The sequence below is a fragment of the Martelella limonii genome (genome assembly GCF_013344475.1).
Classification (GTDB): Bacteria; Pseudomonadota; Alphaproteobacteria; order Rhizobiales; family Rhizobiaceae; genus Martelella; species Martelella limonii.
Genome location: NZ_JABUOU010000002.1, coordinates 98,331 through 124,458, shown reverse-complemented (window position 1 = coordinate 124,458; position 26,128 = coordinate 98,331). Strand labels below are relative to the sequence as shown.

Here is a 26,128-nt window from a genome sequence, read left to right as displayed (position 1 = left end):
ATTTGCCGTATTGGCGAACGGTGCCTGGCGGGTCATGATGACATATCCAGTAAGGCGAATATTCGACCATGTTTGAAAAGATCAGCAGGTTTCTGCAGGACATCACCAGCGACGCGCCCCATGGCGAGCCCCGCCCGGACGATGCGCGGGTGGCGGTCGTTGCACTCTGCTACCAGGTGATGGAAGCGGACGGCGTGATCAGCGACAGCGAGCGCAAGCGCCTCCGGGAACTGATCGAAAGCCAGTACGACCTTCACGGGGCGGGTCTGGAACAGCTGATTTCTGCCGGAGAAGAGGCCGGCAGCGAGGCGGTCGATTTCTACCGCTTCACCTCCGATGTCAAACGCCATCTCGACGACGACCAGCGCGTCCGTCTAATCGCGCTGTTATGGGACATCGCTTATGCCGACGGCAGCCGCAGCGAGATGGAGGACAATGTCGTCTGGCGGATTGCCGAACTGATTGGCGTTTCCGGGCGCGACCGCGTGCTGGAACGTCAGGCTGCGCGCAAACGCGCGGCCATTGACGACAATGGAGACATGCCCGGTGATGACTGAAACTGCCCGGCCGATCCTGGTTGTCCTTCACCAGGAACGTTCGTCCCCCGGCCGCGTTGGCCAGCTTCTCACGCAAAAAGGCTTTCGCCTCGACATCCGCCGGCCGGCGCTCGGCGACACGCTGCCCGATACGCTCGATGCGCATTCCGGCGCTGTCGTTTTCGGCGGCCCGATGAGCGCCAATGACGACGAAGCCTATGTCCGCAAGGAAATCGACTGGCTGTCAATACCGCTTCGGGAAAACCGGCCTTATCTCGGCATCTGTCTTGGCGCGCAGATGCTGGCGCGCCAGCTCGGCGCCAAGGTTTCCAGCAATCAGGACGGCTCGGTGGAAATCGGCTGGTATCCGCTCCATGCCACCCCGGAAGGGCGCCAGATGATGAGCTGGCCCTCCATGGTCTACCAGTTTCATCGCGAGGGATTTGAATTGCCGCGCGGGGCAAAATTGCTGGCACGCGGCGATCTCTACCCCAATCAGGCCTTTCGCTATGGCGAAAAGGCATTCGGCGTACAGTTTCATGCTGAATTGACGCGCGCGATGATGCAGCGCTGGGTGGTGCACGGCGCAAGCCGGTTCTCCCTGCCCGCAGCCCAGGCCGGGCATCTTCACCTTGAAGGCCGCATGCTGCATGACCGGGCCTTGAAGGACTGGCTAAGCGAATTTCTCGATATCGTGTTCGAGCGGGTGGCTCAGCCGGCGCTAGAGGCCTGATCGGCTTCAGTGACGAGATGGGCCGGCGTCTCGAGGCCGTCGACGTTCCTGAGCTTGGGAAAACGCATCGCCCAGATCACCGCAACGGCGAGCGAGCCGACGCCGCCGAAGATCACCGCAGGCACGGCGCCGATGACATGGGCCATCGTTCCCGCACGGAATTCTCCGAGTTCGTTTGACGCGCCCACGAACACCATGTTGACCGCATTGACGCGGCCGCGCAGCTCATCCGGCGTCCAGAGCGCAATCAGGGTTTCGCGCACATAGACCGAGATCATGTCGGCCCCGCCCATCACCGCAAGCGCTGCGATTGAAATCCACGGGCTGCTCGACAGGCCGAAAACGACGGTCGACAGGCCAAAGATCGCAACGCCCGCGAACATGTAGTAGCCCGCATGATGGCGGATCGGGATCGAGGCCAGGAGCAGCGCCACCAGCACCCCGCCAACGCCCGGAGCGGCGCGCAACAGCCCAAGCCCCCATGGACCGAGTTCAAGGATGTCGCGGGCGAAGACCGGCATCAGCGCGACGGCACCACCCAAGAGAACCACGAACAGGTCGAGCGAGATCGCGCCCAGCACCACCTTCTCCGTCGTGATGAAACGGAAACCGGCGAGAATGGTCTGCATCGTGACCGCACTCGCCGGGCGGCGCTGGCTCGGCTTCGGCACCATGATCATCAACACGGTCGCTCCGGCAAACAGGCAGAGCGCGGTCGTGTAGGCCAGGAAGGCACCGCCGCCATAGAGCAGACCGCCCGCAACCGGACCGACGATGGAGGCGACCTGCCATGACGACGAATTCCAGGCGATCGCATTCGAAAGGTCCCGCTCCGGCACGAGGTTGGGCGCAAGCGACTGCAGTGCCGGGCCGGAAAAGGCGCGCTCCGTGCCGAACAGCACGAGCAGCGCGAAAATCGGCCAGGGCGAAAACAGGCCGAGCATGGTGATTGCCAGAAGTGCCGCGGTGCAGGCGGTTGCGACCGCAAAGCAGATCGCCGCGATCAGGCGCCGGTTGTAGCGATCGGCAACGGTGCCCGTGACGAGCGTCAGCAGCAGCGCGGGCAGAAACTGAAACAGGCCGATCAGGCCGAGATAGAATGCATTGCCGGTCTCGTCATACATCTGCCAGCCGACAGCCACCGAGACGATCTGCACCGCAAATGTGCCGAGAAAGCGCGAAAAGAAGTAGATCGCATAGCTTTTGTGGCGGAAGGCGTCGAAGCGGGCGCCGGGAGAGGAGACAGTCATCTGCAACAGGCTTTCCGGGGCCGACCGAAAAAGAGGATGGGAACAGCGATAATCCCCGGACAAAACCCTCCGCCCCTTGCCCGTTTAGAATTGAATGTCTAAATGTTTGCAAGGAAAAAACGGGAGTTCTTCATGATCGCGCTGTTCGAGACGATTTACTATGCGCTTGAGATCTACAAGTGGATCATCATCGCCGGCGCCATCTTCTCCTGGCTCTTCGCATTCAACATCGTCAACGCCGGAAGCCCGTTCATCAACTCGATCGGACGCACGCTCTACGCGCTCACCGAGCCGGTGTACCGGCCGATCCGTAATTTCCTGCCCAATCTTGGCGGGATCGACATTTCGCCGGTCATCGTGCTGTTGATCGTGTTCTTCCTGCAGCGGCTGATCCTGACGGGCATCATACCCCGCCTTTATTGATCTCAATCTGCCCGGAAATGCTTGGAAAGCTTCAGGCCCTGCGCCTGATAGTTCGAGCCAAGTCCCGCGCCGTAGAGCGTTTCGGGCATTTCCAGCATGTTCTCGTAGATCAGACGGCCGACGATCTGGCCGTGCTCCAGGATGAACGGCACTTCGTGGCTGCGCACTTCCAGAACCGCGCGCGCGCCTCTGCCGCCAGCACCCGCATGGCCGAAACCGGGATCGAAGAAGCCGGCATAATGCACGCGGAACTCGCCCACCAGCGGATCGAACGGCGTCATTTCCGCAGCACATAGCGGCGGCACGTGTACCGCCTCGCGCGAGACGAGGATGTAGAACTCGTCCGGATCGAGGATCAGCTCTCCCTTGCCGCGGCCATGGATCGGCTCCCAGAAATCGAGAATGTCGTAGCCTGCCTTGCGGTCGACATCGATCACGCCGGTATGGTGCTTGCCGCGATAGCCGACGAGCCCCTCGCCCGCCAGATCGATGGAGAGCGCGATGCCGCCGCCAGAAACATTCGGCATGTCGCTTGCAACCAGCGTCTCGCGCTGGTGGAGCGCCAGGAGCGCCTCTTCCGAAAGCACGGACTGGCCGGTGCGGAACCGGATCTGCGACAGGCGCGAGCCCTGCCGCACGATGATCGGAAAGGTGCGCGGCGAAATCTCCAGATAGAGCGGCCCTTCATAGCCGGCCGGGATGATGTCGAATTCCTGCGCGTAATCGGAAATCACGCGGGTGAAGATGTCGAGCCTGCCCGTCGAGCTTTTCGGATTGGTCGAGGCCGACAGACCGTCCGCAAGTCTCAGCGCTTCCATGAGTTCCACGATATAGACACAGCCCGTTTCCAGCACCGCGCCCTCGCTCAAGTCGATCTCATGAAGCGACAGGCGGGAAAGCTTGTCTTCAACCTTGTGGCCGGGGCCGGGAAGAAAGCTCGCCCGCACGCGGTAGGCCTTGGCGCCAAGCCTCAGATCGAGGCTTGCGGGCTGGATCTGATCGCGGTCGCGTTCGGCGCTGGCAATGAGGTTGCCGTTCTGAAACAGGCTGGCGATCGCGCGATCGGCCAGAATTCCGGGCTTATTTGACATGATTTGCTCCTGTTGGGGGACAAAACCAAGCTTTGAGAATTGACGCAAGCGCTTATAGGGATTATGCCGCCTTTATACCCGTGGTGATTTGGCCGGTCGGCTTGCAGCCACGTTAAACAACTAGCTAAAAGGCCGGGTGAACCGGTCCCTTTGCGACCGGTTTTTTTGTTTGGAGATCAATGATGAAGAAGTCCTGGCGTCCGCAGACCAAGCTCGTTCACGGTGGCAGCCTCCGCTCGCAATATGGCGAGATGTCGGAAGGCATCTTCATGACGCAGGGCTTTCTCTACGAGAACTCCGCTTCCGCCGAGGCAAGGTTCAAGGGTGAGGCAGACGGCTTCATCTATGCCCGCTACGGCAGCCCCACCAACGCCATGTTCGAGCAGCGCATGTGCGCGCTTGAAGGGGCCGAAGACGCGCGCGCCACCGCATCCGGCATGGCCGCCGTTTCCGCAGCGATCCTCTGCCAGCTGAAGGCGGGCGATCATATTGTTGCCGCTCGCGCGCTGTTCGGCTCCTGCCGCTGGGTGGTGGAAACGCTCGCACCGAAATACGGCATCGAATGCACGCTGGTCGATGGCCGCGATCTTGCCAACTGGGAAGCCGCAATCCGCCCCAACACCAAGCTGTTCTTTCTTGAGAGCCCGACCAACCCGACGCTGGAAGTGGTGGATATCGCAGGCGTGGCGGCCCTTGCAAAACAGGCCGGCGCGCGCACCGTTGTCGACAACGTCTTCGCCACGGCCCTTTACCAGAAGCCGCTCGAACTCGGCGTCGATATCGTGGTCTATTCGGCGACCAAGCATATTGATGGTCAGGGCCGGTGCCTCGGCGGCGTCGTGCTTTCCTCGAAGGAATGGATCGAGGAAGAGCTCCAGGACTATTTCCGCCACACCGGGCCGGCGCTTTCGCCGTTCAATGCCTGGCTGCTGCTGAAGGGTCTTGAAACCTTTCCGCTGCGCGTGCGCCAGCAGACCGAAAGCGCGGGCAGGATTGCCGATTTCCTCGCCGATCAGAAGCAGGTTGCGCGCGTGATCTATCCGGGCCGCGCCGACCACCCGCAAGCCGACATCGTCAAGAAGCAGATGGCCGCTGGCTCATCGCTGGTTGCCTTCGAACTGAAGGGCGGCAAGGAGGCGGCATTCGCGCTTCAGGATCACCTTGAGGTGATCTCGATCTCCAACAATCTCGGCGACGCCAAGAGCTTGATCACCCATCCGGCGACCACCACGCACAAGAACCTGTCGGAAGACGCGCGGGCCGAACTCGGCATCACCGCCGGCACGGTTCGCTTTTCTGCGGGCATCGAGGACACCGACGATCTGATCGAGGATTTCGCAGCAGCCCTTGCAAAACTGCCGCACTGAGCCAAATAGCCCTCAGGGGCGGTCTCCCGTTGGCGGCCGCCCGGGGCAGATGCCCCGGGAGAAACAGTGCATTACAGGGCAACGACGCACGAAATCGAAGTTCGGGTAAAACCGACCTTCCTCGATGGGCATTCAAACCCGGGGGAAGAGCATTTCGTGTGGGCCTACGAGATCGAGATCGTCAATCACTCCGATAGCCCGATGCAGGTTCTTTCCCGCCACTGGTCCATTACCAATACCGAGGGCATCGTCGAAACCGTGTCGGGCTCGGGCATTGCCGGCAAGCAGCCGGTGATCGCCGCAAAGGAGCGCTACGCCTATCAGTCTGCCGTCCCGCTCGATACGCCGTCCGGCATCATGGTCGGTCACTACATCGTCAAGACCGCCGACGACCGCCTGCTGCAGGTCGACATTCCCGCCTTCTCGCTGGATTCGCCCTACGACGTGCGCCGGGCCCATTAGAAGCTTTCGCGGTTTTCGAGAACCACCTGACGCCCGCAAGACTGCGCCCGAGCGGAGGATTGCTGCGAAATAGCCTTGCCCTGATCCCACGCAACCGCTCCGCCTTTTGCCGGAAGCCACCGGCGCAGCCCTGAATCAACAAGGCCGCTCCTTCTCGAGAAGGAACGGCCCTGAAATCCTTGTTCAAGCGGAAAGTCTATTCCCGCGTCATCACGTCCTCGGCATCATCGCCGTCATATTCCTGACGTTCGATCTCATGCTGTTCATGGCGGAAGCGTTCGAAGACCTCCTGGGTAACACGGCCGCGCACGGCCAGCAGGAAAGTCACCAGTGCAAACAGCACCACCACGACGCTATCAAGCGGATGCGGTATGAGATTGAGACCGCCGCCATAGCCGCCGAAATAGGAGAGGATGCTGAGGCCTGCCATATAGATCGCGAACCAGACAGCACTCGCCGGCTCCAGATCTTCCCTGCCGATGACGGCAAGCCGCAGGAAGAACAGCACCGCGCCGACGGCCAGAAGCGCCAGCAATACCCAGATCGTGCTCCAGCCGGACCAGTAGATCATCAGGGTTGCGATCGCAAAGGCAATGGCACCGACCACGCCTGCAGCCGGCACCACGAAGGGGCGATGCGCATTGGGCGCCAGGTAGCGGAAGGCGACCATCGACACCGGACCGGCGATAAAGGACAGCACCACCGCCGCGCTGTTGAGCGCCAGGATTTCCTGGAACGGCAGCACGATCAGCATGAACAGCGCCACGACATAGTTCAGGATCAGGCCCCAGAGCGGCACGCCATATTCGTTGAGCTTGGCGAACAGCCGCGGGAACACGCCGTTGTTCGACATCGCGAGCGCCAGTCGGGCGTTTGAGCCGACCGACACCAGGCCGCTACCGGCCGGGGAGATCACGGCTGCGACATTCAGCATGCTGAGCAGCCACAACACGCCCACGGAGGTTGCCAGTGCACCGAGCGGGCCCAGTTCATGACTTGCCTCGATCGTCTGCCAGCCCTTTGCAAGCGAAGCCGGATCGATGGCGCCGACAAAGGCGATCTGCAGGCCGACATAGATCGCAAGGCAGATCAGCACCGACATGATCAGCGCCAGCGGAATGACGCGCTGGGAATTGCGCACCTCGCCTGCAAGGTCGATCGCGTGGCGGAAGCCGATGAAGGCGAAGACCACACCGCCGGTCGACACCGCAGCAAAGATGCCGGGAACGCCGAAGGGCGCGAAGCCGCCTGCCGAGGTGAAGTTCGACGGTTCGAAACGGGCGGCCACGATCACGACGATGAAGATCACCGGCACGATCAGCTTGAACCAGGTCATTGCCGTGTTGATGCGGGCAAACCAGGCGACGCCGAAGACGTTGATGACCGTCAGAACAGCAAGGAAGATCGCTGCCGCCACATAGCCCGCAAAGGTCAGTCCGCCCGTGCTGTTGGTCAGCCAGGGAAGGTAGGAGGACGCATAGCCGAGCGAGGCCTTCACCTCGATCGGCGCGGTGGTGCAGTAGCCCACCCAGGCGCTCCACCCCATGGCAAGCGCGAGCAGCCTGCCATGCGAGAACTGCGGAATGCGGGCGATGCCGCCGGCAATCGGAAACAGCGTGGAATTTTCAGCGTAGGTGAGGGCGATCAGAAGCATCGCCACGGCACCGATCAGCCATGAAATGATGGAAGCAGGACCCGCAAGCTGCGCCGTATCAAGCGGGGCGAACAGCCAACCGGAACCAAGAACACCGCCGACGGCGACAAATGTCAAACCGAGCAGCCCAATTTCGCGTCGCATTGCCATAGAAAACCCCCTTAGCTCAACGCGCTTGCCGATTGCAGCCAACCACCCCTGCTGGCCTACTACAGTGAATTTCAGTCTCCGAGTTCAGTATTCCGACCGGTGACGGCGCAAGTCAATCGGCGCGGTTGTAAATTCTTTATATTAGAGGATTACGTGCGTAAGTAAGAATGCACGCAATACTGCTAGCCATTGCTGGCCCGCATCCGCACGAGATCGGCGGTGGGCCGGAAGCTGTCGGGGCTGGCGGCGCGCCACCAGTCCGCGTAGAGCGTCGAGTCGGGATCGTCCAGCAGCACGCCTTCCGGCAGGAAGGTGTGAAGCTTGTCGAGCGGCACGGCATCATGCGAACCGACGCGGTGCATGATGTGATGGGGCTGCAGATCCTGCGGGTGCGCATAGCCACAGGCAGCAACGATTTCCGACAGCGCCTCGACGGTCTTCTTGTGGAAACGGGCAGCGTGAGCGCCCTGCTCTTCCGGCACCAGGGCGCGCTGGCGCCATTTGTCCTGGGTTGTTACACCCGTCGGACAGGTGCCAGTGTGGCAGCGCTGGGCCTGGATGCAACCGACCGACATCATGAAGGCACGGGCCGCGTTGCACCAGTCGGCGCCGATGGCGAGATTATGGGCAATCCCCATGCCCGAATAGACCTTGCCGCTGGCGGCAAGACGGACATGCTGCTTGACGCCTGCCCCGACGAGCGCATTGCGCATGATGATCAGGCCATCCCAGAGCGGCATGCCGACCCAGTCGGCAAGTTCGAGCGGCGCAGCCCCGGTTCCGCCTTCAGCGCCATCGATGACGATGAAATCCGGGTAGATGCCGGTTGAAAGCATCGCCTTCACGAGCGCGAAGGGTTCGTGCGGCTGGCCGACGCAGAACTTGATGCCGACCGGCTTCCCGCCTGAAAGGTCACGCATCTTCGCGGCAAACTCGAGCATTTCCGTCGGCGTGGAAAAGGAGGAGTGGCCGCGCGGCGAAAGACAGTTTTCGTGAACGGGCACGCCGCGCACTTCTGCGATTTCCGGCGTCACCTTGGAGGCGAGCAGCATGCCGCCATGGCCGGGCTTCGCGCCCTGGCTGACCTTGATTTCCGTCATCTTGACCGCATCATTGGCGGCCTTGTCGCGGAATTTTTCCGGATCGAACCGACCGTCCTTGTCGCGCGCGCCGAAATAGCCCGAGCCGATTTCCCAGACGATGTCGCCGCCATGCTCCAGATGGTAGCGGCTGAGACCGCCCTCGCCCGTGTCCTGATAGAAGCCCCCGGTCTTGGCGCCGATATTCATGGCGCGCACCGCATTGGCCGACAGCGAGCCGAAGCTCATGGCGGAGATATTGAGGATCGACGCGTCGTAGGGCTTGGAGCACTGCTCGTTGCCAACCCGCACGCGGGGAGAACGGTCCGGATCCGTGTGCGGCGCCATGCTGTGCGAGATCCAGTGATGCGGATCGTCATAGACCTCGAGTTCGGTGCCAAACGGCACCGTATCGGAAAGGCCGTGCGCGCGGGTCTTGATCAACTGGCGGGCAGCATAGGAATAGGGCGTGCCGTGGGTGTCATCCTCAACCGCATAGGCCCGGATGAACGGGCGCAGCGAAAGCGCAAGCCAGCGGAAGCGCCCGAGCGCCGGATAGTTGCGCGTAATCGTCCAGGACGACTGGAACCAGTCATAGAAGGAAACCGCCAAAGCCGGGACCGTGATCAGCAGGATCCAGAACCAGCCGGTTGCAACCGCGATGATTGTAAAGAAAGCGGCGGCAATCGGTACGATGCACCGCATGATCATATCCAGCATGCGCGTCCTCCCAGACTGTTCGATGAAAATGGTCTGTATCATCTGGCTAAACACTCTGGCGGAAATATCAAGACCCGAATGCGATAGCGGATTTAAATGCGTTTTCCCTCATATAAGCCGGATAGCGACGACGGCCTTGACTTATTTAGTCTTTCATCTAATTAGCATAGAAACGAAACTCTGGAGGTTTCCATAAAAACGGTCTTTGAGGCGCTTTCCCATCCGGTGAGGCGAAGGATCCTGACGCTGCTGCAGGCAGGCCCCATGCGTGCCGGCGCGCTCGCGGATCACTTCGATCTGACCAAGCCGACGCTATCGGTCCATTTTGCAAGGCTGAAGGAGGCTGAACTGATCACGGTGGAGCGGAAGGGAACGAGCCTCGTCTACCATCTCAATGCTTCGCTGCTGGAACAGTCGGTCGCGGCGCTGCTCGGCTTGAAGGATCGGCACGATGAAGAAGAATAGTCCCATATCCCTGATGCAGCTTGCGCTGCTGGCAGGCCTTGCTGTTGTCACCCTGCTCGGCTTCATCATGATCCCGGCAACCGCAGCCGTGCCGATCCACTGGGGCGTCAACGGCACGCCCGATGCCTTCTGGCCGCGCAACTACGCGCTTGCGGTCCTGCCTGTGATCGCGCTTGCCATGCTTTGCCTGAACCTCATTGCCGGCAGGCGCCGCTCGGCCCAGAACGGACGCCATGTCGCAAGGGCAGCGATTACGGCCGCCCTGATCATCTGCCTCGCAATCCAGGGGGGCGTCGTCATGACGGCTCTTGGCCGCAACATCGACATGCTGCAGCTGGTGGCCCTGGCTGAAGCTGTGCTGATGGTCCTGATCGGCAATGCCCTGCCGAAGTCGCAGCCTAATCGCTATGCGGGATTGCGCCTGCCGTGGACGCTCGCCGATCCGCTGATCTGGCAGGCAACGCACCGGCTCGCCGGCAAGCTCATGATCGTCTTCGCCGTCGTGCTCGTGATTGTAGCCTTTGTGGTCCCGGCAGGGCCGTGGCTTGTCGCAGCCCTTGTGGCCTGCGTGGCTGTGCCGATGCTTGCAGCAAGCGTGATCAGCTATCGCTGGTCGCGGCACCCGGAGCGTTCGAACGGCTAGTTCCGGGTACCGGCGTCTTTTACACGATCAGCCGAAGACGCGCCGCGGCCTGAACTGGCCCTCGGCAATCTCGCCGATCGCCACCAGCTTTCCGGCGACGGACGCATAAGCATCCGGCTCTTCCACCGGCGCATGGGCGCCACGCAGGATGATCGGATTGCCGAGTTTCAGGCGGCGCGCCTGCTCTTCGGTCACCGGTACATGCGGCAGGCTCGTCAGTGCCTCGGACGTATCGATCAGATATTCCTCGAGCGCTGCAAAGCGTTCGGCATCGTCCTCGATCTCTTCCAGTGCGGTGAGTTCCGAAAGCGGCACCAGCATGTCCTCGGCAAACGGCGCGACGAAGGGGCGGCGCAGCGAGGAGATGTGGCCGAAGCAGCCGAGATCGCGGCCCATGTCGCGGGCAAGTGCGCGCACATAGGTGCCCTTGCCACATTCGACCTCGAATTCAGCCGAATTCTCGTCCGGGCATCCGAGAAGCGTCAGCCGATGGATTTCGACCTCACGGGTCGGGATATCGACGGTCTCGCCCTCTCGCGCCAGGTCGTAGGCGCGGTTTCCATCGATCTTGATGGCGGAAAACTGCGGCGGCACCTGCTCGATGACGCCGGTGTATTTCGCAAGCAGCGCCTCGATGGCTTCCTTCGACGGACGGTTGTCGGAGCTTTCGCTGACCTCGCCCTCGAGATCGTCCGTGGTGCGCTCCTCGCCCCAGGTGACCGTGAATTCATAGATCTTCCGGCCTTCCATGACGTAGGGCACGGTCTTGGTGGCATCACCCAGCGCGATCGGCAGCATGCCGGAGGCGAGCGGATCGAGCGTGCCGGCATGACCGGCCTTCTGGGCCTTGAACAGCCACTTGATCTTGGAAACGGCTTCGGTCGAGCCGAAATCGATCGGCTTATCGAGGATCAGCCAACCGGAAATCGGGCGGCCCTTGGGTTTTCTCTGTCGTGCCATGCTTATTCTTCTGTGTCGTCTTCATCATGATCGAGATCGCGCGCCACTTCTGGCGAGTGCAGCAATTCGTCGATCTTGCGATAGTTCTCGAAACTGGTGTCGTCGCGGAAGCGCAGCTCCGGCATGTACTTCATTTGCCGCAGTTCCCGGCTGATCCGGCCGCGCAGGAACTTGGCATGATGGTTCAGCGCCTTGACCACGGCATCATGGTCGGTCTGGCCAAGCGGCGTGACATAGGCGGTCGCGACCTTCAGGTCCGGCGACATCCTGACTTCGGAAATCGAAATCACCGTGGTCTCGAGCAGCGGATCGAGGAGTTCGCCCCGCTGCAGCACCTTGGTAATGGCGGCGCGCACCTGTTCGCCAACGCGCAGCATGCGCTGGGAGGGCGCCGAGGAGGTAGCTCTCGTCATAAAAGTCCTGATTCGTTCGTGTTCGTTTTCGATCCGGTCTGACGGGGTTCGAACCCGGCCGGACGCCATGTGGCGCCCCGTTTAGCGCTTCGGGACGCGAAGGTCAATCGAGGGCAAGCGGGCGGGAGGCGCTAGACGGCCGCCTCAAGCTCTTCCGGCTTCGCCGGCCCCGGATAATGACAGGCGACCTGCTGCGCGGCGTGATCGCCGGCAGGACGAAGCTTTGGCTCCTCCCTGGCGCAGAGTTCAGTTGCACGCGGGCAGCGCGTGCGGAAAACGCAACCGGACGGAGGGTTGAGCGGGCTTGGCAGATCCCCTTCGATCGGCAAAAATCTCTTGTTCCGCTCGATTTCCGGATCGGGGATCGGCACCGCCGACAACAGCGCCTGGGTATAGGGATGCTGCGGCGAGGCATAGAGATCGACGCTTGGCGCGATCTCCATCACCTGGCCAAGATAGAGCACCATCACGCGCGTCGAGATGTGTTTGACCACGGAAAGGTCATGCGCGATGAACATCAGCGCAAGACCGAGATCGCGCTGCAGATCCATCAAAAGGTTGATCACCTGCGCCTGGATCGAAACGTCGAGCGCGGAAACCGGCTCGTCGCAGATGATCAGCTTCGGCTTGACGATCAGGGCACGGGCAATGCCGATGCGCTGGCACTGGCCGCCGGAGAATTCGTGCGGATAGCGGTTGATCTGGTTCGGCAGAAGGCCAACGAGACGCATCATTTCCTCGACACGTGCGCGGACTTCCTTCGACGACAGGCTCCTGTCGTGGGTCTTCAGCGGCTCGGCAATGATATCGCCAACCTGCATGCGCGGGTTGAGGCTTGCCAGTGGATCCTGAAAGATCATCTGGATATCGTTGCGATAGCGCATCATCGCCTTTGGCGACAGCGACAGGAGGTCGGTTTCGTCATTCCAGCGCACGGTGCCCGTGGCCGGCACCATGCGGATGATCGAACGCGCTAGCGTGGACTTGCCGCAGCCCGATTCGCCGACAATGCCCAGCGTCTCGCCGGCGTTGAGCTCGAAACTGACGCCGTTGACCGCATGAAGCTTGAGGGCCTTTGCCCACGGCATCGCGCCGCGGCGGTGGATCTCGAATGTAACGCGGACATCTTCCGCCTTCAGAAGCGCTGTCATTGACTTCCTCCCGTGACCACGGAGACCGGACGGTTGCAGGCGCGGTACCGGCCCGGGGCGAATTCCGTCAGTGGATCGAGATGATCGACACAGTCATCGCCGGCGAAATCGCAGCGCGGGGCGAAGGGACAGCCCCGATGCATCTTCGCCATATTGGGCGGATTGCCGGGGATCGACAGCAGCGCCTCGTCCTGCCGGTCGACGCGGGGAACGGAGCCGAGGAGGCCGCGCGTATAGGGATGGGTCGGCTCGGCAAACAGCGGATGGACCGGCCCCTTTTCCATCACCTGCCCGCCATACATCACGATCACCCGCTCGGCGGAACCTGCAACCACGCCAAGATCGTGCGTGATCAGGATGAGCGCCATGCCGAACTCCTTCTGCAACTCGTGCAGGAGCTTCATGATCTGCGCCTGCACCGTGACATCGAGCGCGGTGGTCGGCTCATCGGCGATCAGCACGTCGGGACGACAGAGCAGCGCCATGGCGATCATCACCCGCTGGCGCATGCCGCCGGAAAATTCGTGCGGATAGAGGTTCACCCGCGAGGCGGCATCGGGAATGCGCACCGCATCCAGCATCTGCGCTGCCTCCTTCACGGCGGCGCGCTTGCTCATGCCCTTGTGGAGCTGGAGCACTTCGGCCATCTGGTCGGAGACCCGCATATAGGGGTTCAGCGACGTCATCGGATCCTGGAAGATGATCGCCATCCGGTTTGCCCGGATCGGGTTCAACACCTTCGGCGCGGCATTGAGGATTTCGGTGCCATCGAATTTCACCGAGCCGCTCGCCTCGCCATTGCCGGCAAGCAGGCCCATCATCGCAAACACGGTCTGGCTCTTGCCAGAGCCGCTCTCGCCCACGATCGCGAGCGTCTCGCCGCGATCAAGCTTCATGTCGACGCCGCGCACGGCATAGACCGGGCCGGAATTGGTCTGAAAGCGGACGTTGAGATCATTCACATCAAGCAGCGCCATGATCATCGATCCTTCGGGTCGAGCGCATCGCGCAGTCCATCGCCCAGAAAGAAGAACGAAAACAGCGTGAGGATGAAGAACAGCAGCGGAAAGACGAGCTGCCAGAGCGTTCCGTAATTCATCGTGGCCGCCCCTTGCGAAATCAGCGCTCCGAGGCTCGTCAGCGGTTCCTGAACGCCAAGGCCGAGGAAGGAGATGAAGCTCTCGGACAGGATCATCCCCGGCACAAGAAGCGTGGCATAGACAATGACCACGCCAAGAAGGTTTGGCACGATATGGCGCCGGATGATGGTGCGGGGCGCAACGCCTGTCGCCTGCGCGGCCTCGATATATTCGCGCCCCTTGAGCGTCAGCGTCTGGCCGCGCACGATCCGGCTCATCTCGAGCCAGGACAGAAGCCCGATGCCGACGAACAGCAGCACCAGCGAACGGCCGAACATCACCAGAAGCAGGATCAGCACGAACATGTACGGGATAGCGAGCAGGATATCGACGATCCGCATCATCACACCGTCGATGCGGCCGCCGAAATATCCGGACGCCGCGCCGTAGATGGTGCCGACGAGAACGGCAATCGAGGAGCCGATCAGGCCGACGGCAAGCGAGATCTGGGTGCCGAGCACGGTGCGGGCGAAGAGATCGCGGCCGAGATCATCCGTCCCGAAATAATGGCCGTTGGCGAAGGACGGACCGCCATCACGGGCGATATCGCCCATCACCATGAAGTCGATCTCGTCAATCGGCCAGCGCGCGATGAATGGACCGAAAACCGCAAAAGCGACGATGAAGGCGAGCAGCAGAAGCCCGATCAGCGCCAGCCGGTTCTTGAAAAATCGCACCCTGGCATCGGCGAAGGGCGAACGCCCCTTTTCATTGCCCTCTGCCATCGCCTCGTTGAGGCTGTTGAGCTTATCTTTCGCGATCATCATGGCTCAGTACCTGATTTTCGGGTCGATCCAGGCATAGAGGATATCGACGAGGAGGTTGAAGGCGATGGTGAGCGCGCCGAGCAGGATGGTGATCCCCATCATCACGGCATAGTCGCGGTTGAGCGCCGAATCGACGAAGAACTTGCCGATGCCGCCGGTCGAGAAGAACATGTCGATCACCACCGAACCGGTGATCATGCCGACAAAGGCCGGACCGAGATAGGAAATCACCGGCAGAAGCGCGGGCTTCAGCGCATGGCGCATGACGATGCGGCGCATCGGAAGCCCCTTCGCCTTGGCTGTGCGGATGTGGTTGGAATTCATCACTTCCAGCATGGAAGATCGGGTGATGCGTGCGATCGAAGCCATGTAGGAGGTCGAAAGCGCGATCACCGGCATGATGATGTAGGAGGGATGCGAAAGCCCGCCCCAGCCGCCGCCGGGCAGCCAGCCGAGCCATAGCGTGAACACCAGCACCAGCACCGGCGCCATCACGAAATTCGGCAGCACTTGCGCGCCGACCGAAATGCCGACGGCGAGGCTGTCGAGCCAGCTGTTGTGGCGGACGGCGGCGACCACGCCGAGGGTGACGCCGACGAGCGATGCCACCACCGCCGAGAGCAGCCCATAGGTCAGCGTCACCGGAAAGCCCTGGGCAATGATCGAATTCACGGTCTGATCCGGATAGACGAAGGACGGACCGAAATCGAAGCGGGTGACGATGCCCCAGATATAATCCGATAGCTGCACCAGAAGCGGCTGGTCGAGGCCGTACTTGGCGTTGATATTGGCCATCACCTGCGGCGGCAGGGCGCGCTCGGATGTGAACGGCCCGCCTGGGGCGGCGTGCATCAGAAAGAAGGAAAACACGATCAGCAGAAGGATCGTGGGAATCGCAACAAACAGGCGTTTGACGATGTAGCCGAGCATGATCAGCCGGTCCTCATTGGTCCGTATGATGCATGGTTGCGCAACAATGGCGCAGCCGCAACCGCGAAAACGGACGGAAGATGGGAAGCATCGGGGGCAGCGCTTGCGGCGCCGCCCCCTGCCCGCTTACTCGGCGACCCGGTAAAGGTCCTTGCCGTACCAGTTCTGCAGAACGTTTTCGACCGGCAGGCCCTTGAGATCGGCCGGCACCATGACCGGTGTCGAATAGAAGTAGATCGGCACCAGCGGCATCTGCTCGGCGAGGATCTGCTCGGCCTTGTCATAGTCGGCGGCCGGATCTTCCGCCGTCAACGACGCCTTCATCATTTCGTCGTAGTCCGGATCGGAGAAGCCGCCGTAATTCATGCCGCCCGTGCGGAAATAATCGAGATAGGTCGAAGCCTCATCATAGTCGCCGCACCATGCGTAGCGGCCGATGTCGAAATTGTAGTTCTTGAGGTCGTCCAGATAGACCTTCCACTCGGCATTGTTGAGCGTGACATTGACGCCGATCGCCTTCCAGAACTGCTGCGCGGCGACTGCGATCTTCTTGTGGTCGTCAGACGTGTTGTAGGAAAGCGTGAGGTTCAGCGGATTGTTCTTGTCGTAACCGGCCTCTTCCAGCAGCTCGACGGCCTTCTCGTTGCGCTCTTCCTGCGTCCACTCAGAATAATCCGTGACCGGCGGCGTGAAGTCGGAGGTGGCGAAATAGGTCCAGCTATAGGCCGGCTTCTGGCCGCCGCGGGTGATGTTGTTGACCACGACGTCGCGGTTCATCGCATAGGAGAGCGCCTTGCGCACGCGCACATCCTTCAACGCTTCCGGTCCCTTGTCCGAGAGATTGAACAGGAACGCATAGGTGCAGGAGCGCGGCACGGCGTGGGTCTGGTCCGGATATTCTTCCTTCAGACGCGGGAACTGGCCGGAGGGCAGCTCGACATAATCGAATTCGCCGGCAAGATAGCGGGTCAGCGCCTGATCCTGGTCGTTGACGGCCTGGAAGTGGAGCGTGTCGATCACCGTGTTGTCATTGTCCCAGTAATTCTCGTTACGCTCGAGCGTGATGTCCTGACCGAGCTTGTCGTCGACAAGCTTGTAGGCGCCATTGCCGACGAGCTTGCCGGGCTGGGTCCACTCATCGCCATATTCCTCGACCACGGCCCTGTTGACCGGGAAGGTCGAGGTGTGGGTCAGCATCTTGGTGAAGAACGGGATCGGGCTGTTGAGCGTGACTTCGAAAGTGTGATCGTCAACGGCCTTGACGCCAAGTTCGGTGGGCGCGACATCGCCGGCGATGATTTCCGACGAATTCTTCACATTCATCAGCTCTTCGTACCAGGCATAGGTCGAGCCGGTGGCTGGATCGACAAGACGCTGCCACGCAAAAACGAAGTCATCGGCGGTCACAGGATCGCCGTTCGACCACTTGGCCTCCGGGCGCAGATGGAACGTGTAGACCGTCTTGTCGTCGGAAACATCGAAGCTCGTCGCCACGCCCGGAACCAGCTCGCCTTCATTGCTCTGGTTGAACAGGCCTTCGAACAGCTGGCGGGCGATATGCGAGCCTTCGACATCCGAATTCTTCTGCGGATCCTTCGTCTTGTTGGAATCGAGGAGCCAGTAGTTGACGGTCTGGTTGTCGGAGAGCTTTTCATCGGCGCCGGGGCTGGCTGCAAGCACGGGCGCTGCGAGCACGAGGCTCAGGGCTGCGGAAAGCATCAGTGTTTTCTTCATGGTCCTGGTTCCTTCTGGAGTTGCCCCTTGCGCAGGGCTTTGGATCAACCTTAAGCCGATAAACTTAGATGAAACAATCGATTAAAATCCACCCTTCACGACCATTATCCGAACAGAATGGTATTTTGGAAAGCTTTGTACGCAGACAGGAATGTTTGCGCAGCATTCGCAAACACCCGGCAGCCTCAGGGAAATTTTGTTGCGCAGCCGAGCGGAGAGCCATGGCTCTATCCACAGTTTTCGACCCGAAGAGCAATTTCTTTTCGGTAACGCAGTCAAAACGGACTTCCCTGCAACAATCACCGCGACCCTTTGTATTCGCGCGACACGGCTCCTCCTTCATCGCAGCCGCCTCCGGCCCTTTCAGAGACTGTCTTCCCGCACCCAGACGCTGACGCTGCCGCCATTGACCGGAAAGCTAGCCTTGCCGTTTTCGTCGGTGGTCACGACATCCTCGCGGTGTCCCAGGAAATCGCGGAAGGAAGCGTTTCCGTGGGTCTCGCCAAGCTCGATCTCGCGCGCATTTTCGCCGGCATTGGTCAGCACCGTGACCGAACCCGGCGCATCGTCGGTGCCGTGGCGGACGATCGCGAGGCAATGCGGATCTTCGAAAACATCGGTCTGGCCGCCATTGGCGTACCGCCTGCGGGCCTCGATCAGCTTCGGCAGGCACTCGATCCTCGGCATGACAATGTCGTAGTCGTTACCGTCATTGCCCTTGTCACGATACTCGGTGCCGAACAGGTCGGCGTAGAAGATGCTCGGCGTGCCCTGTTCGCGCATCAGGATCAAGGCATAGGCCAGCGGCTTGAACCATGGCTCCACGGCTGCTTCCAGCGATTGCAGCGGCTGGGTGTCGTGGTTTTCGACCAGCGTGACCGTATGTTCGGGATGGACAGAAAGCAGCGATCCGTCGAAGATCGTGCGCATGTCGAAGCTGTCGCCGCTTGCCGAAGCCTCATGCAGCCGGTGGTGCAGCCCGACATCGAACAGCATCAGCTGGCGATCGACGAGATCGAGGTAATGGCTGAGCGCACCGATATCGGGATGCCAGTATTCGGCAACCACGAACAGGTCGTCCTTCACGTTCTCGCGCATGTGACCGATCCAGTCGCGGAAGAACCATGCCGGAATATGCTTGGCCGCATCGAGGCGGAAGCCGGCGACCGGCACCTGTTCGGCAAACCAGCGGCCCCAGTATTTCAGTTCCTCGTAGACGGCGCGGTTGCGGAACTCGACATCGGAGCCGATCAGATAATCGTAATTGCCGAGCTCTTCGTCGACCTCCTGGCTCCATTCCCCTTCGCCGTACTCGTTGATGAGACGGAACACGCCGGTGTCGCTCGGATCCTCGATGTAATCGACCCCAGTGAAGCACTTATGCGTCCAGATGAATTCCGAATATTTGCCCTGGCGGCCCGGAAAGGTGAAGCGCGTATAGGCGTGGGCGTCAAAAACCTCGTCTTCGATCTCGTTCCTGTTGTCCGGATTGGCGCGCCGCACCTTGACCGCCTCGCGCTCGTCGCCCCCCATCTTGTGATTGAAGACAACATCATGGATCGCACCGATGCCGTGATCGGAAAGCGCGCGGCAGGCGTTTTCGAAGGCGGCGCGGTCGCCATATTTGGTGGCAACCGTTCCCTTCTGATCGAACTCGCCGAGGTCGAACAGGTCATAGGCGTCGTAGCCAACAGAATAGCCTCCATTCGCGCCCTTGCCGGCAGGCGGCAGCCAGACATCGGTGACCCCCATCGCGGCGAGGCTTTCTGCCCGCTCGGCAACCTCATTCCACAGATGACCACCGTCGGGATAATACCAATGAAAGAATTGAAGAAGAACGCGTCCGGCCACGATGCCCTCGCTTATGTGGGATGATTAGCGCTCAGGAACGGTTTGGGCCCGCTAAAGTTCCGCGCGCACTGTCCGCGCGGCTGCCCGCGTCCCGATGCCGCACTGCAAACAAGGCTTGACCGGCAGGCCGCCATCCGCTGATAAGCGAGCTCACCACGAAAGAGGATTAGCGATGCACCACACCATCATCCGCCCCGGCTTCGACCCCGCGACCCTGAGGCCGCGCATCCTGCATATCGGCTTCGGCGCCTTCGCGCGCGCCCATCTGATGGTGTATCTCCAGGAAGGGCTGAACGCCGCCGGCGGCGATTTCGGCGTGGTGGCCTGCCGGCTGAATTCAGGCGTGGAAGAGCTGACCGCGCTCGATGCCGCCGGGCACCGCTATCTGGTGGCCGAGGTCGACGGCGGAACCGTGACGGCGCGTGAACTGGGCGTCGTGATCGGCACCTGCCATCCGGGCCGCGACGGCATCGACGCGCTGCTCGACCTGATCGCTTCGGAACCGATGTCGGTCATAAGCCTGACCATTACCGAGAAGGGCTATTGCTGCCGCAATGGCAGCCTCGACCTTGACCATGCCGGCATTCGCGCCGATCTCGAAAACCCGCAAAGCCCGAAAACCGCGATCGGCGTCATCGTGGCTGGCCTCGAACGCAGGCGCGGGAACGCGCTTTCCGGCCTCACCGTTCTCTCCTGCGACAACCAGCCGGACAACGGCAAGCTCACGCGCGCTGCGGTTCTGGCCTTTGCGCATCAGCGCGACGGCAAGCTCGCCGACTGGATCGACGCCAACGTCACCTTCCCCGGCACCATGGTCGACCGGGTCGTGCCAGCGCTCGACAGCGAGGGGGTTCAACTCCTGAAGGACATCAATGGCGGCAAGGACGATCCGAACGGCATTGTCTGCGAGCCCTTCCGCCAGTGGGTGATCGAAGATGATTTCGCAAGCGCCCGCCCGCCCTATGCGGAAGGCGGCGCCATGCTGACCGGCGACGTGCACCCGTTCGAAACGATGAAGCTCAGAATGCTCAATGGCTCGCACACGTTTCTGGCCATGCTTGGAACGCTCTCGGGCCTTGAAACCGTGGATGCCTGCATGGCGGATACCGTGTTCCGCAAGGCGACGCTCCGGTTGATGCTCACCGAGCAACGCCCGACGCTTCCCGAAATCGACGGTGTCGACATTGAAGGTTATGCCGAGGATCTGATCACCCGATTCGCGAACCCGAAACTGAAGCACCGCACCCGCCAGATCGCCTCCGACACCAGCCAGAAACTGCCGCAGCGCCTGCTTTCGGCAATCGCCGACAATCTTGACGCCGGCCGGCCCTGGCCGCTGCAGGCGCTCGCCGTTGCCGGCTGGATGCGATTCGTGAAGGAAGCGGCGGATGCGGGCGAAAAGCTCGCCGATCCGCTGTCGGCCGATCTGATCGCGATTGCAGAAAAGCAGGATGGCGAATCGCTGATCGATGCGCTTTCGGGCGTCGAGACGATCTTTCCGGCAGACCTCAGGGATGCGCCGGGCTTCCGCGCCGGCATTATCGAAGCCTACAACGCCATTGCTGAGAATGGCGCAAGGAAGGCTGTGGAAGCCGTCATCGAGGCCTGATCAGGCCACGATCGTCCTTTGCGGCCTGATCCACGACATCAGCGCCGCATAGGGCAACAGCATGATCAGGCTGAAGGCGACCTTGACCGAAAGGTCGCCGAGCGCCCAGGACACCCAGCGCGGCACGTCGATCGGGAACACGCCAAACAGCGGCGCCATGCCCAGAGCAAAGTCGTCATTCGGGCCGATGAAGGCGAAGATGGCGGCAAAGCTGATCGAGAAGAACAGCACCGTATCGAGCACCGAGCCCATCAGCGAGCCCGCAAGCGGAGCCTTCCACCAGGTCTGGCGGCGCAGACGGTTGAACACCGTGATATCAAGGAACTGGCCGACCAGGAACGCCGTACCGGATGCGATCGCGATTCGCGGCACCGAGGCGTAGAAGGAAAACGCAACGCCCACCACGAAACCGGCAATCACCACCTTGCGGGCCGCAGACGGACCGAACTGGCGATTGGTGAGGTCATTGACCAGAAAGGCAAGCGGATAGGTAAACGCGCCCCAGGTCAGAAGATCGGCGAGCGAAATACCATAAAGCGATCCGGAAACCGGATACTGGACGAGAATGTTTGAAAGAAGCACGACGCCTGCCATCAGCAGGCTATAGACGATCACTGTCTGCCGCATTTTTTTATCCTGGGTGATGCCACCAGTTGGAGTAGAAATAAAGAGAGCCTCACCGGCATGCGGCAAGGCTCCCCAATATGATCAGTTGCCTTGGATCAGGCAGCGGCCTGTTCAGCCGTCTTCTTGATGATTTCCTTGCGCAGGAGGCGGGCGCGCGGCGAAAGATCGCCTTCACCAGCCTTGATCAGGAATGCATCGAGACCACCGCGATGCTCTACGGAGCGGAGTGCCGCTGCCGAAACACGCAGACGGTAGCTCATGCCGGTTGCTTCCGACATCAGGGTCACCCGGCACAGGTTGGGAAGAAACTTGCGGCGGGTCTTGTTGTTGGCATGGCTGACATTGTTGCCGGACAGCACGCCCTTGCCAGTCAATTCACACGTGCGGGACATGGTTTCACCTATTTATTCTATGTTAGCCATGGCATTCAACGGGACAAACAAACCCCGCGATCCAATTGGCGGCTCATTGGAAAGTTGCGGTTCTATAATCTTGCTCTCAGGAAAGGTCAAGGCGATTTGCCGGTTTTTCCCTGAGCCAGGGATTTTACGGCTGTTTTTTTCGCCCCGGCTGCGACATATACAGTGATACCGAAACCTATTTTCGCGGGATATCGCAATGGCATCAAATCTTCTCAAGGCGCTCGGGTTCGCGATCGCAGTGCTGGCCGCCCCCTTCGCCCATGCCGAGGATATCAAGCAGAAGACGGTTTACACCCTTTCCTTCTCCGGCCTCAAGATCGCCGATGCGGTGTTCAACACCACGGTGATCGACGGCAATTACAACATCAAGGCCGATATCGAGGCGGCGGGAATCGGAAACCTGTTCACATCGATCGCCGTGAAGGTCGACGCCAAGGGGGTGTGGAAGAACGGCAAGCCGGAGACCCGCGCCTTCCAGCTGTCCTACCGGGACGGCGACGATGCGCGCGACTACGGCGCCACCTTCGCCAACAAGCGGGTCACCGGATCGAGCATCAAGCCCGAGCCGGGCCCGCGCAACGCGAACTGGGTAAAGGTCCAGCCGAAACATCTGCGCAACGTCATCGACCCGATTTCCGCGCTGCTGCTGCCACCTTCCAACAACCCCTGCGCCACCACCATCTCGATCTTCGACGGGGAGACCCGTCTCGACCTTGAAATGGCGTCTGCAGGAAACAGGCCGTTTTCGACCAAGGGCTTTTCGGGACGCGCGATCGGCTGCGCCATCCGCTTCCGTCCGATCGCCGGTTATGAGCGCAAGGACGAGGATATCGAATTTCTCGCCAATTCGCGCGAGCTGGTGGTCTGGTTCGCCTTCAATGAAGAGCTGAATGTCTATGCGCCGGTGATGGCCAACATTCCTCTGAAGATCGGTAAACTCACCATCTACGCCTCGCAATTCGGAATGCCTGCCTGATACCATGACAATGCGTGCAACACTGATCGGCTTCACGGCCGTCCTGATGTGGTCCGTGCTTGCGCTGTTTACCGCAGCGTCGGGAAACGTGCCGCCATTTCAGCTTTCGGCCATCGCCTTTGCGATCGCCAGCGTGCCGGGCATCATCGTGCTTGTTGCCCGGCCCGAGCGCATCAAGATGCTGCGCCAGCCGGCGAAGGTCTGGATCATCGGCATTGCGGGACTTTTCGGCTATCACTTTCTCTATTTCACCGCGCTTCGCAACGCGCCGGCCGTGGATGCCGGGCTGATTGCCTATCTATGGCCGCTGTTCATCGTCGTGGGCTCGGCGCTGCTGCCGGGTGAAAAGCTCAAGGCGCACCATATCATCGGCGCCGCAGCTGGCTTTCTCGGCACCGCGCTGCTTGTCACGCGCGGCGGCGGGCTGGCGCTCAGCGGAGAATACGCCCTCGGCTATATAGCCGCCTTCCTCTGCGCCTTCACATGGTCCGGCTATTCGCTGCTGTCGCGTTCCTTTTCGAAGGTCTCGACCGATGTCGTCACCGGCTTCTGCCTCGCCACCGCCGTGCTGTCGCTTCTCTGCCATCTCATGCTCGAGCAGACGGTCTGGCCTCAAACGGGCGGAGAATGGCTGGCGGTCGTCGGGCTTGGACTGCTGCCGGTGGGGCTTGCCTTCTATGCCTGGGACTACGGCGTCAAGCACGGCAATATCCAGGTGCTGGGTGCCGCAAGCTATGCCGCGCCGCTGCTGTCGACCATCATCCTGATCGTTGCGCGATTCGGCGAACCCGGCTGGCGCGTGATCGTTGCCTGCCTGCTGATCACCGGCGGCGCCGTGATCGCGGCCCGCGACATGATCAGAGGAAAGAAATCCTAGCCGGGCGCCCAGCCCGGTTCGGCAAGCTCGAAATCCTCGAAGGTGAAGCCCGGGGCAACGGTGCAGCCCACCAGCGTGAAGGCACCGGTTGTCTCGGCTGCCTGCCAGTGGCCGGCGGGAATGATTCCCTGAGGCCGCTCGCCGCGTGCAATATCCGGGCCCAGCATCTGTGTTTCCGTCGTCTTGCCGTCGGCCGACCGCATCAGCTTCAGCGCGTCGCCGGCATAATAGTGCCAGACCTCCACCGCCGTGTGCAGCCGGTGCCAGTGCGAGCGTTCACCCGCCTTCAGCAGAAAGTAGATCAGCGTCGAGGCGCCGCGCCCGCCGCCTGACGGGTCCCGAAAGGTTTCGGCGAACCATCCGCCCTCGGGATGCGGCTTCATGGCAAGGGCCAGAATGATCTCGTCGGCGGTCATCAGAAATTGTCCTTGCGCGACCTTATCTCGGCCAGAACCTCGGCGTCGCTGGCCTGTTCCATGCCAAGCCCCTTTCTGATCGCGGGATCCGCGACCCTGAGAAACGGGTTGGTCTTCTTTTCCAGACCGATCGTGGTGGGAATCGTGAACGCGCCTGCTTCGCGCAGGGCAGCTACGGCCTCCGCACGCTCCTTGAGCGTGGCGTTGTCGGGATCGACCGACAGCGCGAATCGGGCATTCGAGAGCGTGTATTCGTGCCCGAAATAGACTTCGGTCTCGTCGGGCAGCGCCATCAGCTTCTCAAGCGACGGCCACATATCGGCCGCCGGGCGCTCGAACAGTCGCCCGCAGCCCATTGCAAACAGCGTGTCCGCCGCAAACAGCAGTCCGTCATCGACGAAGTGGTAGCAGATATGGCCGGCGGTGTGGCCAGGGGTTTCGATCACCTCGACGCGCCGCCCAGCAAAATCAAGCGCCTCGCCCTCGAACACGGCGAGATCGAGGCCGGGAATCACCACCGCCTCCTCCACCGGACCGACGATGCGGCAATCATATTTCTCCTTGATCGGCAGGTTGCCCTCGACATGGTCGTTGTGGTGATGGGTGGTGAAGATGTCGGTGATCGTCCAGCCGCGCTTTTCGGCCTCGGCCATCACCTTGTCGCCATCCGGCGCGTCGATGCTGACGGTTCTGCCGCTTTCCGGCTCGTGCAGCAGCACGCCGTAATTGTCGGATCGGCACATGAAGACGGCGATTTCCAGGGGACGCATATCAGGCCTCGCAATTGCTTACTCTATAGCCATCAATGTAGTACGGTGCGCTTCGAAGTCCAACATTGCCTGGCGTGCCCATGAATGCCGATATCGTCGATCTCCGCGCGTTTTACCATTCCCGGCTGGGGATGATGGCGGCCCATTCGATCGCCATGGCGATCGCGCCGATCTGGCCGAAGCTGCCACAGGAACGGCTGGTGGGCCTTGGCTACTGCCTGCCCTATCTGGACCGGCTTTCGGCGGATGCCGAGCGCACCATGGCGCTGATGCCCGCCTCTCAAGGGGCAATCAACTGGCCGCCGCGGGGACTTTCGGCAACCGCCCTCGTCCACGAAGACGAATTGCCGCTGCCCGATGCCTCGATCGACCGTATCCTTCTGGTCCACGCACTGGAATTCACCGAGGCCCCGCGCGAGACCATGCGGGAATTGTGGCGGGTCCTGGCGCCCGGCGGGCGCGTTATCATTGTGACCCCCAACCGGCGCGGCGTCTGGGCGCGGATGGACCACACCCCGTTCGGCAATGGCAGGCCCTATTCCAAGGGCCAGATCATCCAGTTGCTGAGAGAAACCAACTTCACCCCGTCAGCCTTTTCCGAGGCGCTGTTCTTTCCGCCGGCTAAAAGCCGCGCGATCCTGAAATTCAGGGCCAGTTTCGAACGCTCAGGGCGCACCTTCTGGCCGGCCTTTGCAGGCGTCAACGTCATCGAGGCGCAGAAGCGGCTCTATCAGGGCCTGCCTGTTGCCGAGCGCGCCCAGCGCAAGCTGCTGGTGCCGGCGCTTGCCCCGCAGGGCGTGCCGACCACCCGCAAACGACACCCGGGCTGACCCTCGACAAAGCCTTCCATCGCTATTATTGCTGCTCCCACAAAAAACCGGCCGCAAAGGCCGTCCATTTTCGAGGTTTTTCG

Annotated in this window: 27 protein-coding genes and 1 riboswitch; of the genes, 11 read left to right on the top strand and 16 right to left on the bottom strand. The window is 61.4% G+C overall.

Going from position 1 to position 26,128, the window contains the following annotated elements:
* Positions 1 to 68 precede the first annotated feature (68 nt).
* Together HPQ62_RS05760 and HPQ62_RS05755 are read left to right on the top strand one after the other, a co-directional pair.
* Complete coding sequence (locus HPQ62_RS05760; protein ID WP_174801573.1) at positions 69 to 557, top strand: tellurite resistance TerB family protein; 489 nt, start codon at positions 69 to 71, stop codon at positions 555 to 557.
* Positions 550 to 1,269 carry a glutamine amidotransferase gene (locus HPQ62_RS05755; RefSeq protein ID WP_244629576.1) on the top strand — a complete coding sequence of 240 codons (720 nt, stop codon included), beginning with the start codon at positions 550 to 552 and terminating at the stop codon, positions 1,267 to 1,269. Before HPQ62_RS05760 ends, HPQ62_RS05755 begins: the two co-directional genes overlap by 8 nt.
* Here HPQ62_RS05755 and HPQ62_RS05750 read toward each other — a convergent pair.
* Positions 1,248 to 2,519 carry an MFS transporter gene (locus HPQ62_RS05750; protein ID WP_174801935.1) on the bottom strand — a complete coding sequence of 424 codons (1,272 nt, stop codon included), beginning with the start codon at positions 2,517 to 2,519 and terminating at the stop codon, positions 1,248 to 1,250. The genes HPQ62_RS05755 and HPQ62_RS05750 overlap by 22 nt on opposite strands.
* Positions 2,520 to 2,651: 132 nt before the next feature.
* Between HPQ62_RS05750 and HPQ62_RS05745 the strand changes: the two genes are divergently transcribed.
* Entirely contained in the window at positions 2,652 to 2,942 is a 291-nt protein-coding gene (locus tag HPQ62_RS05745; RefSeq protein ID WP_174801572.1) for a YggT family protein, read from the top strand.
* 2 nt (positions 2,943 to 2,944) lie between these two features.
* Here HPQ62_RS05745 and HPQ62_RS05740 read toward each other — a convergent pair whose 3' ends face one another.
* Positions 2,945 to 4,033, bottom strand: coding sequence for a 2'-deoxycytidine 5'-triphosphate deaminase (locus tag HPQ62_RS05740; protein ID WP_194246285.1), 1,089 nt, complete (start codon positions 4,031 to 4,033; stop codon positions 2,945 to 2,947).
* Between the two features lie 70 nt (positions 4,034 to 4,103).
* Positions 4,104 to 4,181, top strand: a riboswitch (SAM riboswitch).
* A 34-nt stretch (positions 4,182 to 4,215) separates the two neighbouring features.
* On the opposite strand from HPQ62_RS05740, the gene HPQ62_RS05735 reads away from it, so the two are divergent.
* A complete protein-coding gene (locus tag HPQ62_RS05735; RefSeq protein ID WP_174801571.1) occupies positions 4,216 to 5,400 on the top strand; it encodes an O-succinylhomoserine sulfhydrylase in 1,185 nt (394 codons plus the stop codon).
* Between the two features lie 66 nt (positions 5,401 to 5,466).
* Positions 5,467 to 5,862, top strand: coding sequence for a Co2+/Mg2+ efflux protein ApaG (apaG, locus tag HPQ62_RS05730; RefSeq protein ID WP_174801570.1), 396 nt, complete (start codon positions 5,467 to 5,469; stop codon positions 5,860 to 5,862).
* 196 nt (positions 5,863 to 6,058) lie between these two features.
* On the opposite strand, the gene HPQ62_RS05725 is transcribed toward apaG, so the two are convergent.
* Positions 6,059 to 7,666: an APC family permease gene (locus HPQ62_RS05725; RefSeq protein WP_174801569.1), complete on the bottom strand. Its 1,608-nt coding sequence runs from the start codon at positions 7,664 to 7,666 to the stop codon at positions 6,059 to 6,061.
* A 182-nt stretch (positions 7,667 to 7,848) separates the two neighbouring features.
* Positions 7,849 to 9,465, bottom strand: a complete 1,617-nt coding sequence (locus HPQ62_RS05720) for an FMN-binding glutamate synthase family protein (RefSeq protein WP_174801568.1) — start codon at positions 9,463 to 9,465, stop codon at positions 7,849 to 7,851.
* 180 nt (positions 9,466 to 9,645) lie between these two features.
* On the opposite strand from HPQ62_RS05720, the gene HPQ62_RS05715 reads away from it, so the two are divergent.
* On the top strand, positions 9,646 to 9,930 hold the full coding sequence (locus HPQ62_RS05715) for a metalloregulator ArsR/SmtB family transcription factor (protein ID WP_194246291.1): 285 nt from the start codon (positions 9,646 to 9,648) through the stop codon (positions 9,928 to 9,930).
* Positions 9,917 to 10,573: an SdpI family protein gene (locus HPQ62_RS05710; protein ID WP_174801567.1), complete on the top strand. Its 657-nt coding sequence runs from the start codon at positions 9,917 to 9,919 to the stop codon at positions 10,571 to 10,573. The genes HPQ62_RS05715 and HPQ62_RS05710 overlap by 14 nt, the downstream gene beginning before the upstream one ends.
* Positions 10,574 to 10,600: 27 nt before the next feature.
* Here the strand turns inward: HPQ62_RS05710 and truB are convergent, their stop codons facing one another.
* The 8 genes from truB to amyA all read right to left on the bottom strand — a co-directional run bounded on the left by truB (position 10,601) and on the right by amyA (position 19,518).
* Positions 10,601 to 11,533 (bottom strand): tRNA pseudouridine(55) synthase TruB, encoded by a 933-nt coding sequence (truB, locus tag HPQ62_RS05705; protein WP_174801566.1) that lies wholly within the window; start codon positions 11,531 to 11,533, stop codon positions 10,601 to 10,603.
* A gap of 2 nt (positions 11,534 to 11,535) precedes the next feature.
* Positions 11,536 to 11,946: a 30S ribosome-binding factor RbfA gene (gene rbfA / locus HPQ62_RS05700; RefSeq protein ID WP_174801565.1), complete on the bottom strand. Its 411-nt coding sequence runs from the start codon at positions 11,944 to 11,946 to the stop codon at positions 11,536 to 11,538.
* A gap of 131 nt (positions 11,947 to 12,077) precedes the next feature.
* Positions 12,078 to 13,097, bottom strand: a complete 1,020-nt coding sequence (locus HPQ62_RS05695) for an ABC transporter ATP-binding protein (RefSeq protein ID WP_174801564.1) — start codon at positions 13,095 to 13,097, stop codon at positions 12,078 to 12,080.
* On the bottom strand, positions 13,094 to 14,080 hold the full coding sequence (locus HPQ62_RS05690) for an oligopeptide/dipeptide ABC transporter ATP-binding protein (RefSeq protein WP_425312596.1): 987 nt from the start codon (positions 14,078 to 14,080) through the stop codon (positions 13,094 to 13,096). The genes HPQ62_RS05695 and HPQ62_RS05690 overlap by 4 nt, the downstream gene beginning before the upstream one ends.
* A complete protein-coding gene (locus HPQ62_RS05685) occupies positions 14,077 to 15,003 on the bottom strand; it encodes an ABC transporter permease subunit (protein ID WP_174801562.1) in 927 nt (308 codons plus the stop codon). Before HPQ62_RS05685 ends, HPQ62_RS05690 begins: the two co-directional genes overlap by 4 nt.
* Positions 15,004 to 15,006: 3 nt before the next feature.
* Positions 15,007 to 15,933 carry an oligopeptide ABC transporter permease OppB gene (gene oppB, locus HPQ62_RS05680; protein WP_174801561.1) on the bottom strand — a complete coding sequence of 309 codons (927 nt, stop codon included), beginning with the start codon at positions 15,931 to 15,933 and terminating at the stop codon, positions 15,007 to 15,009.
* Between the two features lie 126 nt (positions 15,934 to 16,059).
* A complete protein-coding gene (locus HPQ62_RS05675) occupies positions 16,060 to 17,667 on the bottom strand; it encodes a peptide ABC transporter substrate-binding protein (RefSeq protein ID WP_174801560.1) in 1,608 nt (535 codons plus the stop codon).
* A 363-nt stretch (positions 17,668 to 18,030) separates the two neighbouring features.
* A complete protein-coding gene (gene amyA, locus HPQ62_RS05670; protein WP_174801559.1) occupies positions 18,031 to 19,518 on the bottom strand; it encodes an alpha-amylase in 1,488 nt (495 codons plus the stop codon).
* A gap of 172 nt (positions 19,519 to 19,690) precedes the next feature.
* On the opposite strand from amyA, the gene HPQ62_RS05665 reads away from it, so the two are divergent.
* Complete coding sequence (locus tag HPQ62_RS05665) at positions 19,691 to 21,127, top strand: mannitol dehydrogenase family protein (RefSeq protein ID WP_174801558.1); 1,437 nt, start codon at positions 19,691 to 19,693, stop codon at positions 21,125 to 21,127.
* On the opposite strand, the gene HPQ62_RS05660 is transcribed toward HPQ62_RS05665, so the two are convergent.
* Together HPQ62_RS05660 and rpmB are read right to left on the bottom strand one after the other, a co-directional pair.
* Positions 21,128 to 21,754, bottom strand: a complete 627-nt coding sequence (locus HPQ62_RS05660; RefSeq protein WP_174801557.1) for a VUT family protein — start codon at positions 21,752 to 21,754, stop codon at positions 21,128 to 21,130.
* A 95-nt stretch (positions 21,755 to 21,849) separates the two neighbouring features.
* A complete protein-coding gene (rpmB, locus tag HPQ62_RS05655; protein WP_174801556.1) occupies positions 21,850 to 22,146 on the bottom strand; it encodes a 50S ribosomal protein L28 in 297 nt (98 codons plus the stop codon).
* A 226-nt stretch (positions 22,147 to 22,372) separates the two neighbouring features.
* Here rpmB and HPQ62_RS05650 point away from each other — a divergent pair, with 226 nt between their 5' ends.
* The gene (locus HPQ62_RS05650; protein WP_174801555.1) at positions 22,373 to 23,152 is read left to right on the top strand and encodes a DUF3108 domain-containing protein; all 780 of its coding nucleotides are present in this window, start codon (positions 22,373 to 22,375) and stop codon (positions 23,150 to 23,152) included.
* A 4-nt stretch (positions 23,153 to 23,156) separates the two neighbouring features.
* Complete coding sequence (gene yddG, locus HPQ62_RS05645; protein ID WP_174801554.1) at positions 23,157 to 24,029, top strand: aromatic amino acid exporter YddG; 873 nt, start codon at positions 23,157 to 23,159, stop codon at positions 24,027 to 24,029.
* Here the strand turns inward: yddG and HPQ62_RS05640 are convergent.
* Together HPQ62_RS05640 and gloB are read right to left on the bottom strand one after the other, a co-directional pair.
* Positions 24,026 to 24,445: a cupin domain-containing protein gene (locus HPQ62_RS05640; protein WP_174801553.1), complete on the bottom strand. Its 420-nt coding sequence runs from the start codon at positions 24,443 to 24,445 to the stop codon at positions 24,026 to 24,028. The two genes, yddG and HPQ62_RS05640, sit on opposite strands and share 4 nt — an antisense overlap.
* Positions 24,445 to 25,215 carry a hydroxyacylglutathione hydrolase gene (gloB, locus tag HPQ62_RS05635; protein ID WP_174801552.1) on the bottom strand — a complete coding sequence of 257 codons (771 nt, stop codon included), beginning with the start codon at positions 25,213 to 25,215 and terminating at the stop codon, positions 24,445 to 24,447. Before gloB ends, HPQ62_RS05640 begins: the two co-directional genes overlap by 1 nt.
* Before the next feature lie 80 nt (positions 25,216 to 25,295).
* Here gloB and HPQ62_RS05630 point away from each other — a divergent pair, with 80 nt between their 5' ends.
* Positions 25,296 to 26,045, top strand: a complete 750-nt coding sequence (locus HPQ62_RS05630) for a methyltransferase domain-containing protein (protein ID WP_174801551.1) — start codon at positions 25,296 to 25,298, stop codon at positions 26,043 to 26,045.
* The last annotated feature ends 83 nt before the right edge of the window (positions 26,046 to 26,128 follow it).